The sequence below is a fragment of the Rathayibacter sp. AY1C2 genome, assembly GCF_002931195.1.
In the GTDB taxonomy this organism is placed as follows: Bacteria; Actinomycetota; Actinomycetes; order Actinomycetales; family Microbacteriaceae; genus Rathayibacter.
In genome coordinates this window covers 14,877-29,631 of sequence record NZ_PSWG01000029.1, presented here as the reverse complement: position 1 = coordinate 29,631, position 14,755 = coordinate 14,877, and the positions used below count along the sequence as shown (strand labels likewise).

Below are 14,755 nucleotides of genomic sequence, written 5' to 3'. Positions count from 1 at the left end.
GGGGTGGGCTCCGGGGAAGGGCGGTGAGGAGCGGAGCCGCACGCCGCTCCGGAGCGCCCGCCACGCCGCTCAGGACAGCCGGACGCCCGTCAGCGCGAGGCCCGCGGCCGCCGCCGCGACGGCGAGCGCCGCCGTGCCGACGCCGTACCCCAGGCCGGCCGCCCAGCGGCGGTCGAGCAAGAGCCGCGCGGTCTCGACGCTCGCCGTGCTGAACGTCGTGAAGCCGCCGAGCACGCCCGTCCCGAGCACGGCCCGCCACACCGGGTCGAGGACGCCGGCCAGCACGAGCCCGGTGACGACTCCGAGCAGCAGCGACCCGCTCACGTTGATCAGCGCGGTGCCGACCGGCCAGCGCGCCGGCACGAGCGACCGCGCGACCCCGTCGACGACGAGCCGTGCGGCCGCTCCGACTCCGCCCGCGAGAGCGACCGCGAGCAGCAGGCCTGGCGTCACGCCGCCGCCCTCCGCCGCCCCGCGACCGCGATGCCCAGCGCCGCGGCGAGCACGCCCAGCACGAGCGTGCCGCCGGTGTAGAGCAGGTACTCCACGACGTGGCCGCCCTCGAGCAGCGCGACCGTGTCGAGCGAGAAGGTGCTGTACGTCGTGAATCCGCCCAGCACGCCGGTGCCGAGCAGGAGGCGCAGGGTGCGGCGCCCGCCCTCGTCCGGCCCGCGCCGCGCCAGCGCCTCGAGCAGGAGGCCCAGGAGGAACGCGCCCGGCAGGTTCACGGCGATCGTCGCGACCGGCACGACGCCCAGCGGGGGCAGTGCGGCGCCGATCGCGGCGCGAATCGCCGTGCCGACGGCTCCGCCCGCCGCGACGAGGAGGATCGCGGAGGGGCGCAGGTGGAGGGGTCGCGTCACTCCGCGAGGTCCCAGGGCGCCGGGCGCGACGGGTCGCGGTCGGCGCGCGGGACGACGAGCACGGGGCGGTGCTGGCGGTGCGCGAGGTGGGCGGCGACGCTCCCGCTGAGGAACTCGGCGATGCTCGCGAGCACGCCCGCGTCGCGGGTGCCGACCACGATCATCCGCGCGTCGACCTCCTCGGCGACCTCGGCGAGCGCCAGGGCGGGCTCGCCCCGCGCCGCGCGCAGCGACCACTGCACGGTGCTGCCGTGCAGCTCGTGCTCGACCGTCTCGCGGAGCCCGGGCGGGAGGGACGGGCCCTGGCCGCGGTCGGCCGCGGCGCCGACGAAGCCGAGCGGGATGCCGCCGGTCATCGGATCGACGTACTCGCCGACGAGGTACGGATCGGCCGAGACCGACACGAGCAGCAGGGCGGCTCCGGCGTCGGCGGCGACGCGGGCGGCGGTGCGCAGGACCTCGGGTCGCTGGCCGTCGACGATGCCGACGAGGACGGGCCCGGTGGGGGTGGGTGCGGTCATGAGGAGCTCCTTCCCGGTTGCGCCCCATCCTGGCACCGCACGGGCGCGAGCGGTCGGAGCATCCGTGCCGGATCCGTCGTGATCGTTCCGTCATGCGCGGGCCTCGGGCTAGAGTGGCTCGTCGCCGGATCCCCACCGGCCCCCGACCCCCCGTCACCACCGTCATCCGAGGAGAACGCACGCGTGTCGAAGCCAGGCATTCCCACCCCTGAGGAGAGTGCCGGCACCCCGACCACTGCACCCCCGACCCGGCGCGAGGCCCGCGAGGCCGAGCGCCGTGCGGCCCGGGCCGAGACGGAGACGGGCGCGGCGACCGCCGGTGGTGCGGTCGAGAGCAGCAGATCGGACGACTCCGCCGCTTCCGCAGGCGCTGACGACTCCGCGGACTTCATCGTCGACGCCGCATCGGCCGTGGCGCCCGCTCCGACCGTGCCGGTCGAGGTCCCCGCCGTCGCCTCCCCCGCCTCCCGGTCGATCCCGGCCTCTCTGCGTCGCGCGTCCGCCTCCCGCCCCGTCGCTCCCCGCGTCGCCGAATCCGCCCGGGCCCGTGGCCTCAGCCGCCGCGCCCTGGCCTTCGGGACGTTCTCGGTGGTCGGCGGCCTCTTCGCCACGGCCGCGATCCCCGCGTACGGCGCCCGCAGCTCCTCCGCCACCGCGACCGGCCGCGCCGCCGCGAACCGGGTCGGCCTCCAGAACCTCACCGTCTCCTCCGACGCCGCCGGCCAGACCGCCGTCCGCGACGCCTTCGCCGCACCGACCCAGGCGCAGCTCGACGAGGCCAGCCGCCAGGCGGCCGTGCTCTCCGGATCCAACGGCGGCGAGTTCTCGACCGTGCAGACCCGCGCGGTCGGCGACGACTACCCGTGGCCCTACGAGACCATCGACGACGACGGCGGCGGACTCTCGCCCCTCGGCTACTACTACCGCGAGTGCGTCGACTTCGTGGCCTGGCGCCTCAACCGCGACGCCGGCCGCACCTCCGCGCCGTGGAAGTACACGTGGGGGAACATCACCCCGCTCGGCGGCAGCGCCTACGAGTGGCCGGACAACTGGGCCGCGAAGGGCTGGGCGACCAGCAGCGTCCCGATCGTCGGCTGCGTCGCGTGGTGGACCTACAACCACGTCTCGTACGTGCAGAAGGTCAACGACGACGGCACCGTGCTCCTCGAGGAGTACAACTACGGCGGCAAGCACAGCTACGTCACCCGCACCTTCCCCACCGCGCAGGTCCCGCTCTTCCTGTACCCGCCGGTCCTGTAGGGGGCCTGTTCCCGTCGCGCCTCGGCGGGCGGAGCGTCGCAGTCCCGCTCCCGGCGCGCGTCAGCCGAGCGCGGCGAGGAGGATCGCGAAGGCTGCCGTCGTCGGATCGACGAGCGCCATGTGGTCGGCGTCGGCGAGCTCGTGCAGCTGCACGGCGAGATGCCGGCCGGCGTATCGGCGGCTGTAGGCGACGGGGACGTCCTCGTCGAGTACGCCGTGGATCAGCGTGGTCGGCTGCGGCGGCGCGGGCAGCTGCGCGGGGTCGGCGCCCGGGAGCAGCGCGAGGTCGCCGCCGAGGAGCTCCCCCACGGCGTCGTCGCTGAGGCGGTCTGCGGAGGCGGCGGCCAGGTCGAGCACGCCCGCCAGCGCCACCACAGCGGCGACGTGCGGCGACGGACGGGCGGCCTGCGACCAGACGGCGAGGTGGCCGCCGGCGGAGTGGCCGACGAGGGTGACCGGTCCGGCGCCGGGCAGCAGCGCCGGGAGCGCCGCGAGCACGGCCAGGACGTCGTCGCCGGTGCCCGGCCAGCCGCCTCCCGGGTCGCCCGTGCGCCGGTACTCGGGGAGGAGCACGTCGTGCCCGCGGTCGGCCAGCGCCGCCGCGAGCGGCCGGGCGTGCCGCCGGTCCCACCGCGCGCGCCAGAATCCGCCGTGCACGAGCACGACCGGCCGGCGCGCCCCGCCGGGCGCCCCGCGGAAGATGTCCGCGATCTGCTCCGGCGCCTCCCCGTACCGGCGCACCTCGTCCGGCTCGCGCCCCTCCGTCTGCTGCATCCCCCCAGTACCTCCCCGCGAGACGCCACGTCGGTACGCCCGGCACGGCGTGTCGCGTACCGGAGCGGCATCCCGCGGAGAGGGAGACGGAGGCGCGGGAGCGACCGCGTCAGGACTCGAACCAGCCCCGGGGGTGGTGGTCGGCCGTGAGGGGCGTGCGCGGCCGGGTCGGGCGGGCCCAGCGGACGGCGTTCGCCAGCACGCGCCGGATGTCCGGGTGGTGGTAGACGGGGTAGTCCTGGTCGCCGGGCGAGAAGTAGAAGACCTTTCCGAGGCCGCGGGTGTAGGTCACGCCGGAGCGGAACACCTCGCCGCCGGTGAAGGTCGACAGGAACACCGTCTCCTCCGGCACCGGGATGTCGAAGTACTCGCCGTACATCTCCTGCTCGGGGATGATCAGCGGGCTGGGCACGCCCTCGGCGATCGGATGGGTGGGCGCGATCGTCCAGACCAGCTCGCGGTCGCGGTCGTTGCGCCACTTCAGCGAGCAGGTCGTGCCCATGAGCGCTTTGAAGATCGACGAGTAGTGGCCCGAGTGCAGGACCAGGATCCCCATCCCCTCCTGCACGTGCCGCAGGACCCGCTGGACGACCTCGTCCGACACCTCCTCGTGCGCGATGTGCCCCCACCACAGCAGCACGTCCGTCGTCGCGAGCGCCTCCTCGGTGAGCCCGTGCTCGGGCTCGGGGAGCGTCGCGGTGCGCACCGAGACGGCGTCGCCGAGCGACTCCGCGAGCCCGTCCGCGATGACGCGGTGGATGCCGTCCGGGTAGTGGCGCAGCACGGTCTCGTCGCCGCGGGTCTCGTGGCGGAACTCGTTCCAGACGAGGACCTCGATCGGGGCGCTCATGCGACCGCCACCTCCTTCTTCTCGGCGGCGGAGCGGTAGATCGCGTCGACCACCCGGCTGCGGTGCAGCGCGTACTCGCCGTAGTGGCCGGAGTAGCGGGGGCCGCCCGCGGGCGCGTCGGCTCCCGAGGCGATGGCCTCCAGGAACTCGGCGATGACCGAGCGGTGGCGTCCGGCGGGGACCTTCACGTCGGGGTGCGAGACGGTCGGCGCTCCGGCGACCTCGGAGTAGAGCGTCAGAGTCCCCTCCGTGGCGTAGTCGGCGATGTGGAGGCGCGCGCCCCCGGCCGAGCCGAGCAGCTCGACCTCGATGTCCTCGTCGACCTTGGAGTAGCTGGCCCAGGAGGCGTCGAGCTGGAGGGAGCGGCCGTTGTCGAGGCGCAGCAGGGCGCTCGAGAAGTCCTCCACCTCGAACGCGTGCGTGCCGGTGGCGGCGACGCCGTGCGGGCGCCCTCCGCGGCCGGAGCGGCCGATCTCGCCGTACGCGACCGCCGAGACGCTGGTCACGCGCGGCTCGTCGAGCAGGTGCAGCGCGATGTCGAGCACGTGGGAGCCGAGGTCGATGAGCGGGCCGCCGCCGGCGAGCTCCTTGCTGGTGAACCAGGAGCCGATGCCGGGGATGCCGGTGCGCCGCTGCCAGCTCGCGCGGGCGTGGTAGACGTCGCCCAGCGGCGCGTCGTCGAGGTAGTCGCGGAGGAAGGCGACGTCGGCGCGGCGGCGGTGGTTGTACGCGATCTCGAGCACCCGGTCGTTCGTGCGGGCGGCCTCGACCATCTCGGCCGCCAGCTCAGCGGTGGTGGCGAGCGGCTTCTCGCAGAAGACGTGCTTGCCGCTCGCGAGCGCGGCCACGGCGATCGGGTGGTGCAGGTGGTTCGGGACGCCGATGGAGACGACGTCGAGGTCGTCGCGGGCGACGAGCTCCTCCCAGTCGGCGTAGAGGTCGGGGACGCCGCGGGTCGCGCCGAGTTCGTGCAGGCGCGCCTCCTCCTGGCCGGCGAGCGCGACGACGCGGGCGCCGGGCAGGGACTGGAAGGCATCGAGGTGGGTGGTGCCGGCGAAGCCGAGGCCGACGACCCCCACGCGCAGCTCAGTGGTGTTCTCTGTCATGCGCCGAGCCTACTCGAATCGATTCGAGCACTCCACCGGCGGCGTGGCTTCCTGGAGCGCCGGGCAGGCCGAGCGTCAGGCCGCGAGACGCGCCTCGAGCGCGGCGAGCGACGCGCGCAGGGCCGGCGCTTCGAGGGCGTCGCCGTCGGCGGCGGCGTGCGCGGCGGCGAACGCCTGGACCTGGCGGTGCAGCTCGACGCGGGTCCCGCCGCGGGCGACGACCGCGAGCCGCTCGGCGAGGCGCACGCCGGCGCGGACGACGAGCGGCTGCTCCATCGCGTACGAGCGCAGGGCGAGGAACACGTCGGCCAGCAGCTCGCCCGCTCGGGGCCACGGGACGACCAGGCGGACGACTCCGTCGGCGTCGGAGTAGCGGCCGCGCGCCTCCGGCCGGCCGCAGAGGTCGACGAGCGCGCTGGTCAGGGCCTCGACGGCGCCGACCGCGGTGTACGGGTCGTTCGTGCCGGTCGCGAGCCCGCGGACTCCGATCTCGACCACCTGCTGGACGGCGTACCGGAGGTCCTGGTGCGGGGTGCGCGCGTCGGCGACGACGACCGCGGCGACCGCCTCCTCCTGGGCGACGGACCCCTCCAGGACCTCGAGCACCGGGTCTCCGACGAGGACGTGGTCGCCGGGCAGCGCGAGCACTCGGAGCCGCGCGTCGCCGCGGCGGGCCAGGGCGACCAGCCGCTCGACCTCGAGCTGCTCGACGTAGCCCCCGCGCACCGCACACAGCACGACCGGCTCGCGCCCCGCCGGCGGCAGGGCCTCCTCCGCGAGCAGGGCCTCCTCCGCGTCCACCGGCTCCTCACCGTCCTCCGGATGCAGTCGCTCGATCACGTCGACGAGCTCGCCGAGCACCCGCTGCTGCAGCGTCGTCACCTGCACCGACAGCGCGATGTGGTGGATGAAGTAGACGAGCACCGCGACGTCGCCCACCGCAAGCAGCACCGAGAACGAGACGGCCACCACCGGCACGAACGTCAGCGACGCGTCCTCCTCCGTGTGCACCGCGCGCAGCACGATCAGCGAGTAGAGGAACGTGGACGTGAGCACCGCCAGGACGACCTGGTTGCCGCGGTCGGCCATGAAGTTGCGGACCAGCCGGGGCCCGTAGGCGGAGGACGTGGTCGCCAGCACCGAGATCGTGATCGAGAACGAGGTCGCAGCGACGCCGAGCATCGTCCCGCCGATCGCCGAGAGGATCGCCCGGCCGCCGGTCGGCGACAGGTCCTCGATCAGGGGGATGTCGCTGACGCCGGCGCGGACCAGCAGGTGGTCGACCTCGACCAGCCCCAGCGCCAGCCCGACGGCGAGGACGCCGAACAGGGCCGGGAGGAACCAGAAGGATTCGCGGAGGTGGAGGAGCCGGGAGCGCATCCTCGAAGGCTAGAGCGGCGCCTCCTCGCGGGCCGCGCCGCCGCGGAGGCTTGCGCGCCGGGCCGGGACGTGCCGCGGTGCCCGCCGCGGAGGCGTCGTCGCGACGAGGGCCGTCCGCACCGCGGGAGCGTCCTCGCGACGGACGCCGGACGCACCGGAGGCGCCGACCCACGAGGATCGGCGCCTCCGCAGGGCGTCAGGTGACGTTGATGAGCGTGCGCTGCCAGCCGGAGGATCCGTCGGGCGCGACCGGCGCGCGGTCCTCGATCTGGACCGTGCCGTTCTTGTCGACCGCGCGGACCGCGACGTAGTGCGAGCCGGGCTGGGCGTCCCAGTCGACGAACCACTGCACCCAGGTGTCGAGGTTGACCGGGGTCGAGAGCGTCGCCTCCTGCCAGTCGCCGTTGTCGATGCTCACCTCGACCTTCTCGATGCCGATGCTCTGCGCCCAGGCGACGCCCGCGATCTTGAGAGCGCCCGAGGTGACGGGGACGCCGATCCGCGGGGTGTCGATCCGCGAGGACATCTTGATGGGGGCCTCGGCGGAGTAGCCGCGCGGGGTCCAGTAGGCCTGGTCGGCCTCGAAGGTGGTGACCTTGAGCTCGGTGAGCCACTTGGTGGCCGAGACGTAGCCGTAGAGGCCGGGCACGATCATCCGCACCGGGAAGCCGTGCTCGAACGGGAGGGGCTCGCCGTTCATGCCGACGGCGAGGATCGCGTCGAGGTTCTCGTCCGTGACCGCGGTGATCGGGGTGGACGCCGTGTATCCGTCGCTGCTGGTCGAGAGGAGCATGTCGGCTCCGCTCTGCACGCCGGCCATCTTCAGCACGTCGCGCAGGGGGACGCCGAGCCACTTGGCGTTGCCGACGAGGTTGCCGCCGACCTGGTTCGAGACGCAGGTGAGGGTGATGCCGTACTCGTCGAGGCCCATGTCGAAGATCTGCTGGAGGTTCAGCGTCACCTCGCGGTCGACCATGCCGGTGATCTTCAGCGACCAGGCCGACGGGTCCAGGTTGGGCACGGTGAGGGCGGTGTCGACGCGGTAGAAGTCGGCGTTCGGCGTGTAGAGCGGGGTGATGCCCTCGATGTCGAGCTCGGCGCCCGCGGGGACCGAGACGGTGCTGCGCGGGGACGGCAGGCGCAGGGCGTCGCGGACACCGGCGAGGGAGGAGGTCGCCGCGTTGACCAGGCGGGCACCGGTGCCGACGACTGCCGCGCCGACGGCGGAGATCAGCGCGATGCGGAAGAAGCCGCGGCGCTCGAGGGCGCCCGGACGGGCCTCGGAGGATGTTCCCCTGGCCTCCGAGGCCCGGGCCGCACGCCAGCCGCGCAGGCGCGTGAAGAGGAGGTGCATGACGACGACGGCGACGACGAGTCCGACCAGCGTGGGCACCGCAGCGAGCGGCGACGCTCCGGTGCGGGTCACGATGGCGGCGATCGAGAGGCCGCCGGCGATCACGAGCAGCACCTGGCCGAGCGGCGGGCGGACCAGCTGGAGCACTCCGGCGATCGCGGCGGCGACGACGACCGCGGCGCCCACGCTGCCGAGCAGGAAGGTCTTGTCGTTCTCGCCGAACGTCTCGATCGCGAACTCCTTGAGCGGGCGCGGGACGATGTCGACGATGAAGGCGCCGAGCGCGAGCACGGGGCTCGCGGTGCGGGCGACCGCGAGGGCGATGAGCTCGGCGACGGCGAGGAGGACTCCGCCCGTGACGATGCCCGCGAGGGCGGCGAGCAGGAAGTAGAGAGCTCGATGCTCGCGCACGGGTGCCGCTGTCTGGTTCATGGAGGAGAGTTTTCTCCCGCGACCTGCCGTTTCCCAGGGTGTCCCTGGTTTGGTCGTGTAGGCGCCTTTTTCATAACGAACAGGTAACGCACAGCGGCGGCATCTCGACGGGATCACCTCTCGCTCGGCCCGCCGCCGGGCCTCACCGCGCGCGACGCCCCCGCCGGAGGACCGCCGCGTTCGCGGTGACGATGAGGGCGATCCCGATCCATCCGGCCGCGCCGACGTCCTGCCCGAGCACGACCGCGCCGATGAGGGCGGCCAGGACGGGGTTGGCGCTCATGAGCGTCCCGAACACGCTCGCCGGGAGCCTCCGGAGCGCGATCACGTCGGCCACGAACGGGACGGCCGTCGCCAGGACGCCGGCGCCGACCGCCAGGAGCACGGTGCCCGCGTCGGGGCGCGTCGAGACGAGCGTCCAGACGGCGACGGGCAGGAAGACGGCGGCGGAGATCCCGGTCGCCGTGGCGGTCCCCTGCGCTCCGGGCAGCCGGAGTCCGATGATCCGGTTGAGCAGGATGTACGCGGCCCAGCAGCACGCGGCCGCGAGACCGAGCGCGATCCCCAGCTGGTCGGACGAGGGCCTCGGCCCGGCGATCGCGAGGACGCCCGCTCCGGCGACGAGGGCGCAGAGCGCGCTGGTCCTGCTCCGGGAGCCGAGGAGCGCGACCGCCAGCGGCCCGCAGAACTCCAGGGTCACCGCCAGCCCTAGCCCGATGCGGTCGATGGCCGCGTAGAGCGTGAGGTTCATCGCTCCGAACACCACGGCGAGGAGCAGGACGGGCCACCACTGCGCGCGGGTCAGGTCGCGGATCCGCGGCCGCACGACCGGGAGGAGGATCAGCGCGGCGACGATCTGCCGGACGGCGACCACTCCGACGGATCCCAGGACCGGGAAGGCCAGAGTCCCGGAGGCCGCCCCGAGCTGATTCGAGAGGGCGCTCGCGAGGGCGGTCGCGACGCCGACGGTCCGTCCGTCGCCGGGGAGCTGCTTCGTCATGCCGGAAGTCTGCGAGCCGTCCGGCCCCGGCTCACAATGCATCACCGGTCCGATCGATGCGGGAACCGCATGAATAGGATGCGGTCATGGATCTGGAACTGCGCCACCTCCGGTCGTTCGTCGGCGTCGTGGACGCCGGGACCTTCACCGACGCGGGGATCGACCTCGGCATCTCCCAGACGGCGGTCTCCCGCAACGTCGCGGCGCTCGAGTCCGTCCTCGGACGAAGGCTCCTCCACCGGACGACCCGCAGCGTCGAGCTCGCGCCGGCGGGCGAGCGGGTGCTTCGGCACGCCCGCCGCGTCCTGGCCGTCGTCGACGATCTGCGCGAGGAGGCGGCGGCCGGAACGGACACGATCCGGATCGGCTACGCCTGGTCGGCTCTCGGCGAGCACACCCAGGAGTTCCAGCGCCGCTGGGCCGCGGCGCTCCCCCGCCACGAGCTGCGGCTGATCCGCTCCAACACCCCCACCGCGGGGCTCGCGGAGGGCCTCAGCGACCTCGCGATCCTCCGGCGCGGATCTCCGGCTGCGGACGTCGAGTCGGCTCTGATCGGCACCGAGAAGCGCTACTGCGCCCTGTCCGTCGACGACCCGCTCGCCGCGAAGCGCACGGTCACGCTCGCCCAGGTGGCGACCGCTCCGCTCGCGCTCGACGACCGGACCGGGAGCACCCGGCTCGACCTCTGGCCCGAGCACGACCGGCCGCGGATCACCGTCCCGACGACCGACGTCGACGACTGGCTCACGGTGATCAGCAGCGGCTCCGCCCGCGGAGTGACCGCGGAATCGACGGTGAGCCAGTACCGACGGCAGGGCCTCGCCTACCGGGTCGTCCGCGACGCCCCGCCGGTCCCCGTGCACGCCGCGTGGATCCGGAGCGACCCGCCGCCCCTCCTGGGCGACGTCATCGGGCTGCTCCAGGGCCTCTACCGCACCTCCGACTGACGACGACGGCCGCCGGGGGCGATCCCCGGCGGCCGTCGTCGTCACGTCACTTGCAGGTGAGAGCGGAGTACGCGGCCTGCTTCGTGGTGGTCACCGATGCTCCGTCCACGGTCGCCGTCGCGGTCACCGTCGCCGAGCCCGCGGCCACCGAGGCGGCGCGGGTGGTGAAGGCGTGCGAGGCGCTCGACCCGGGAGCGATCCCGGTGAACGCCTTCGAGCCCCAGGCGGAGCCGAGGGTGATCCCCGCCGGGACCTTCGCATCGTTCCGAGCGGTGACCGTCACCACGACCTTGCCCGCCACGCAGCGGCTGGTGGCCGCCACGGTCGTCGGTACCGTCGCCGCGGAGGCGCGGACGATGGAGAGGCGGTAGGTCGCTGTCGTCGTGTGGTCCTGCGCCGACGACTCGACGACCACGCTCGTCGTCCCCGAGGCCGCGAGCGGCACGGTGCGGCGGACGGTGTCGTCGATCAGCACGCCGTCGACCTTCACCAGGCCGCTGGGCACGGCCGGGTCCAGGTCGAGCGAGACGCTCGTCGTGCCGGCCGGCACCGTGAGCGTGTGGTCCCTGACCCCGGCGGCGAGAGCCGGCGAGAGCGTCCCGACGTCGGAGGAGAGCTTCGTCAGCTCCGGGTCCGCAGCGTAGGTGGTCGACTCGGTCGTGTAGACCCCGAAGACACCGCCGACGTAGCTGGATCCGGTGCCCTGGAAGCGCACCGTGACGACGGGGATCTTCTGCCCCTTCGCGTCGAGCACGTACTTCCCGCTCTGGTCGCGCTTGTAGCTGTCCTTCGCGGCGAGACCGCTGAGGATCGACGCCGGGATCCGGTCGTACTGGACGTACCAGCTCGTCGCTCCGGCCGCTCCCGAGACCACCTCGGTCTTGAGCTTCACGTCGTTGAGGTAGACGTCGAAGGTGCGTCCCGCGTCGCCGCCGTAGTAGCGGACCCCGAGGTAGTTCGCCGGCAGAGCCGGGTCGACGATCATGTCGTACTGGAAGTACGCCTCCGCCGAGCGCTCGCCGTCGCGGTACCCCTCGCCGCGCCAGGTCCCCACCGAGGACCGCGCGGTCTTGTAGTTCTTGTCGGCCTCGCTGTTGTTGTTGTCGAAGGAGGTGAGGGAGTCGATCGTCGTCTCGTCGACGCGCAGCTGCTCCTTCTGCGTCCGGATCAGCTCCTGGGCCGCGGCCGAGTCGGGCTCGATCAGGGTCATGTAGGTCGCGTAGCGGGCGTTGTAGAGGCTGTAGTACGGAGTGAACACCCGGGCGGCGGACGCGGCGTCGACGTTCTTCATGCCGAAGCGCATCGTCGTGCGGCCGTTGCCGTCCGCGCCGTCGGGCAGGCGGACCAGGTTGCCGCGGACCGCGGACTTCCAGGCCGCGGAGTCCGCGACGACGACGTTCGAGTTCACGGACTTGTCGGCCATGCCCATGCGCACCAGGACGCCGGCGACATAGGACGCCTCGACGTTCGAGCGGTTGAGCTCGGTCGCCAGCAGCACCGGTCCGTAGCGGAACGCGGTCCAGTCGGGGTTCTCCGTGTCCGCGACCGCGCTGACCGCGGCGGGCAGCTTCCAGGTCAGCACGTCACCGGCGGCGACGGCGACCGAGACGTATCCGGCCTGGGCCGTGACGGCACGGACGGCACCGTTCACGGTGAGCGTCGGCGCTCCGTCGATCCAGGACGGCACGCGCAGCTTGAGGGTCGTGTCCGCGGCCACGGCTCCTCCGGCCAGCGCTTCGACCCTCAGGGTCGCCGTGTCCGTGCTCGGGATGTCCGCCGTCTGGGTCAGCCGGAGGTTGTTCGCGGAGGAGCGGAGGACCGAGGAGCGGAACTGGTTCACGAAGACGGTCTTCGGCTTCTCGAAGTAGATCGAGTCGCCGAGCTTGGTGAAGCTCTCGATACCCGAGCCGTGGTCGCACCAGAACTCGTCGAGCTCGTGCCCGAAGACCTTGGCGTAGCCCGCGGTCTGCGGCTGGAAGTAGGTCACCATGCCGGTGTCCGGGTTCTGCACCGAGAGGACGCCGTTGATGAACGTCTCCTCGTAGAAGTCGGCGTACTTCACGTCCTCGGTCACCTGGAACAGCGCCCGGGTGAGCTTGAGCATGTTGTAGATGTTGCAGCCCTCGGAGGTCGAGTTCTCGCCGTAGCCGGTGGTCTGGCCGTTCGTGGCGTACTCGTACAGGGTGCCGGGTGCGTGGAAGTGCTCGGACTGGCTGTTGCCGCCGTTGGCGTAGGTGTGGGTCTCGTCGACCATGCGCCAGAAGTTCTCGGCGGCACGGCGGTACATGTCGAGATCCGACTTCTCCGCGGCGGTGAGCGTGGCGTGGAGCGCCGGGTCGTCGGTGAAGACGCGGTAGCGCTTCAGCGCGCCGATCAGCTTCGGGACGGTCGTGTTCGCGTGCAGCCCGTTGAGGACGTCCTCGTTGTTCGCGAGCTTCTGGAACAGCGCGGTCTCGTCGAAGTACTCGGCCGCGCGCTTGTGCGCCGGGTCGTGCGTGGTCTCGTACAGGCGGTAGAGCGCCTCGTTCATTCCGCCGTACTCCGTGTTCAGGAGCTGCCCGGGGTTGGCCTGGCGGCCCGCCCAGGCGGTGATCCAGCTGCCGAAGCCGCCGGCGACGGTGAGCGCCTTCTGCGAGACGGCGTCGGGCGCCTGGTCGTGGGCGTCGAGGAGGCCTGCGAGCACCTTGTGCAGGTTGTAGAAGGGGACGAGCAGGCCGTCGCCGCCCGAGGGGAGGTAGCGGGTCGGGAACGGCGAGACGTAGCCGGCGTTCGCGGGGTCCTTGAGCGCGTAGGCGTCCTGGACCTTCTTCAGACCGTCGACGGAAGCGGTGAGCTTCGCGAGCAGTGCCGCCTTGGTGGCCGCGTCCTCCTCGGTCGCGTAGGCCTGCGAGAGCGCCGAGAGGTAGTGGCCGAAGAAGTGGCCCTGGAACCGGGTGCCGTTCTCGCGCTCCCAACCCCCGTATCCGCCGCTGGTGGTCGGCGTGAGCCCGGCCTCGCGGTAGAAGGAGTAGAGGAACATCTCGGGGTCGAGGCTCAGCAGGTACTCGACGGTCTGCTGCTCCCCGTTCTCGAGGTAGGGGTCCTGTACGGAGACGTCGGACAGGCCGGCCTCCAGAAGGTAGTTCGACGTCTTCACTCCCCGGGGCTGCACCTGGAGAGTGTAGGTCTTCGTGACCGCGGTGCTGCCCCCGTAGGTGGCGGAGCCGGTGAGGACGACCTGCGTCGCGGAGCCGGTGGGCGGCGTGACCGCGGCCGTGCCTCCGCTGATCGCGACGGTCGCCGGGTCGGAGGAGGTCCAGCTGAGGGCGGACCCCTTCGCGCCGACGGTGGGCAGGGTGAAGCCGGTGCTGGTGCTCGCGGGCGGGGCGACCAGCTCGAGGTCGGCCCGGGCGATGCTCGCGGGGTCGAAGGAGGGGTTGCCGGCCTTCGTCAGGGCGACGACGTCGGTGGTGGTCGCGACGCCGTTGTAGAGCGCGTAGTCGTCGAGCAGGCCGCGCAGGTGCGCGCCGTTGTACTGGGGGCCGTTGAAGCCGAGGGTCTTCGTCGAGGTGCTCTCGGAGCCGAGGACGCCGGATGCGGAGGAGGACGGCGCGGTCTTGACGACGGCGGTCTGCTTCACCCCGTTGCGGTAGAAGGCGACGGCCTTGGTGCTCTTGTCGTACGTGGCGACCACGTGCGTCCACTCCCCCGCGGGGAAGAAGCCGGAGCGGGCGGTCTCGACGGCGACCTTGTACGGCTGACCGCCGGACGGGCCGATCGAGAGCGCGAGCGGGGTGCCGTCGCCCTCGGAGGTGAGGTACCAGCCGTCGGAGTTGTAGGCGGTCTTGTTCCAGGTGAAGACCTGCTCACCGGTCATCGCGCTGGTCGGCTTGTACCAGAACGAGACGGTGAGGTCGGCGGGCTGCAGCGCCGCCGCAGTGCCGAGCGAGATCGCGTTCGATCCGGTGAACTCGAACGCCCGGCCGTTCAGGCCGGTGCCGTAGGAGGCGGTACCCTTCTGCATCCCGAGGGCGGTCCCGCGACCGCTGGTGTCGGCGAGCGACCCGTCGAACGGGAGCTCGAGCACCTTCGCGGCGTCGAGCGATGTGGTGGGGGCGGCCTGAGCGGTGGGGCCGACCGACAGGAGACCCGCCGTCAGCGCCATCACCGCCACGGTGGCCAGGGGGAGTCGTCGTCTCATTCGTGAGGCCTCTCGTCGTTGAGAAATCCGGCCCAGGGGGGCGGGCCGCCTCGAATGTTACCGTTAACAACTGTTTTCGGTGAGGTTT

At 72.7% G+C, this 14,755-nt stretch carries 12 protein-coding genes; 2 read left to right on the top strand and 10 right to left on the bottom strand.

Going from position 1 to position 14,755, the window contains the following annotated elements:
• Positions 1-69 precede the first annotated feature (69 nt).
• From C5C55_RS15265 to C5C55_RS16410, 3 genes are read right to left on the bottom strand one after another with little or no spacing between them, the layout of a single operon-like run.
• Positions 70-453 (bottom strand): CrcB family protein, encoded by a 384-nt coding sequence (locus C5C55_RS15265; RefSeq protein WP_104226584.1) that lies wholly within the window; start codon positions 451-453, stop codon positions 70-72.
• On the bottom strand, positions 450-863 hold the full coding sequence (locus tag C5C55_RS16415) for a CrcB family protein (protein WP_146080967.1): 414 nt from the start codon (positions 861-863) through the stop codon (positions 450-452). Before C5C55_RS16415 ends, C5C55_RS15265 begins: the two co-directional genes overlap by 4 nt.
• The gene (locus C5C55_RS16410; RefSeq protein WP_146080966.1) at positions 860-1,384 is read right to left on the bottom strand and encodes a universal stress protein; all 525 of its coding nucleotides are present in this window, start codon (positions 1,382-1,384) and stop codon (positions 860-862) included. The genes C5C55_RS16415 and C5C55_RS16410 overlap by 4 nt, the downstream gene beginning before the upstream one ends.
• A gap of 183 nt (positions 1,385-1,567) precedes the next feature.
• On the opposite strand from C5C55_RS16410, the gene C5C55_RS15255 reads away from it, so the two are divergent.
• On the top strand, positions 1,568-2,644 hold the full coding sequence (locus C5C55_RS15255) for a CHAP domain-containing protein (protein WP_104234500.1): 1,077 nt from the start codon (positions 1,568-1,570) through the stop codon (positions 2,642-2,644).
• A 60-nt stretch (positions 2,645-2,704) separates the two neighbouring features.
• Here the strand turns inward: C5C55_RS15255 and C5C55_RS15250 are convergent, their stop codons facing one another.
• The 6 genes from C5C55_RS15250 to C5C55_RS15225 form a co-directional block, all read right to left on the bottom strand.
• Positions 2,705-3,418 carry an alpha/beta hydrolase gene (locus C5C55_RS15250; protein ID WP_104234499.1) on the bottom strand — a complete coding sequence of 238 codons (714 nt, stop codon included), beginning with the start codon at positions 3,416-3,418 and terminating at the stop codon, positions 2,705-2,707.
• A gap of 109 nt (positions 3,419-3,527) precedes the next feature.
• Positions 3,528-4,268, bottom strand: coding sequence for a ThuA domain-containing protein (locus C5C55_RS15245; RefSeq protein ID WP_104226581.1), 741 nt, complete (start codon positions 4,266-4,268; stop codon positions 3,528-3,530).
• Entirely contained in the window at positions 4,265-5,374 is a 1,110-nt protein-coding gene (locus C5C55_RS15240; RefSeq protein ID WP_104234498.1) for a Gfo/Idh/MocA family protein, read from the bottom strand. Before C5C55_RS15240 ends, C5C55_RS15245 begins: the two co-directional genes overlap by 4 nt.
• 75 nt (positions 5,375-5,449) lie before the next feature.
• Positions 5,450-6,754 (bottom strand): DUF2254 domain-containing protein, encoded by a 1,305-nt coding sequence (locus tag C5C55_RS15235; protein WP_104234497.1) that lies wholly within the window; start codon positions 6,752-6,754, stop codon positions 5,450-5,452.
• A 196-nt stretch (positions 6,755-6,950) separates the two neighbouring features.
• Positions 6,951-8,540 carry a molybdopterin-dependent oxidoreductase gene (locus C5C55_RS15230; RefSeq protein WP_104234496.1) on the bottom strand — a complete coding sequence of 530 codons (1,590 nt, stop codon included), beginning with the start codon at positions 8,538-8,540 and terminating at the stop codon, positions 6,951-6,953.
• A gap of 142 nt (positions 8,541-8,682) precedes the next feature.
• Positions 8,683-9,540 carry a DMT family transporter gene (locus C5C55_RS15225; protein WP_104234495.1) on the bottom strand — a complete coding sequence of 286 codons (858 nt, stop codon included), beginning with the start codon at positions 9,538-9,540 and terminating at the stop codon, positions 8,683-8,685.
• Between the two features lie 86 nt (positions 9,541-9,626).
• On the opposite strand from C5C55_RS15225, the gene C5C55_RS15220 reads away from it, so the two are divergent.
• Complete coding sequence (locus tag C5C55_RS15220; protein ID WP_104222432.1) at positions 9,627-10,487, top strand: LysR family transcriptional regulator; 861 nt, start codon at positions 9,627-9,629, stop codon at positions 10,485-10,487.
• Positions 10,488-10,533: 46 nt separating this feature from the next.
• Here the strand turns inward: C5C55_RS15220 and C5C55_RS15215 are convergent, their stop codons facing one another.
• On the bottom strand, positions 10,534-14,667 hold the full coding sequence (locus C5C55_RS15215) for a beta-L-arabinofuranosidase domain-containing protein (protein ID WP_104234494.1): 4,134 nt from the start codon (positions 14,665-14,667) through the stop codon (positions 10,534-10,536).
• Positions 14,668-14,755 lie beyond the last annotated feature (88 nt).

Bases quoted from the DNA above. Each gene is read 5' to 3' on its own strand.
- C5C55_RS16410 (WP_146080966.1), bottom strand. From the start codon at position 1,384: ATGACCGCACCCACCCCCACCGGGCCCGTCCTCGTCGGCATCGTCGAC.
- C5C55_RS15250 (WP_104234499.1), bottom strand. From the start codon at position 3,418: ATGCAGCAGACGGAGGGGCGCGAGCCGGACGAGGTGCGCCGGTACGGG.
- C5C55_RS15245 (WP_104226581.1), bottom strand. From the start codon at position 4,268: ATGAGCGCCCCGATCGAGGTCCTCGTCTGGAACGAGTTCCGCCACGAG.
- C5C55_RS15240 (WP_104234498.1), bottom strand. From the start codon at position 5,374: ATGACAGAGAACACCACTGAGCTGCGCGTGGGGGTCGTCGGCCTCGGC.
- C5C55_RS15235 (WP_104234497.1), bottom strand. From the start codon at position 6,754: ATGCGCTCCCGGCTCCTCCACCTCCGCGAATCCTTCTGGTTCCTCCCG.
- C5C55_RS15230 (WP_104234496.1), bottom strand. From the start codon at position 8,540: ATGAACCAGACAGCGGCACCCGTGCGCGAGCATCGAGCTCTCTACTTC.
- C5C55_RS15225 (WP_104234495.1), bottom strand. From the start codon at position 9,540: ATGACGAAGCAGCTCCCCGGCGACGGACGGACCGTCGGCGTCGCGACC.
- C5C55_RS15220 (WP_104222432.1), top strand. From the start codon at position 9,627: ATGGATCTGGAACTGCGCCACCTCCGGTCGTTCGTCGGCGTCGTGGAC.
- C5C55_RS15215 (WP_104234494.1), bottom strand. From the start codon at position 14,667: ATGAGACGACGACTCCCCCTGGCCACCGTGGCGGTGATGGCGCTGACG.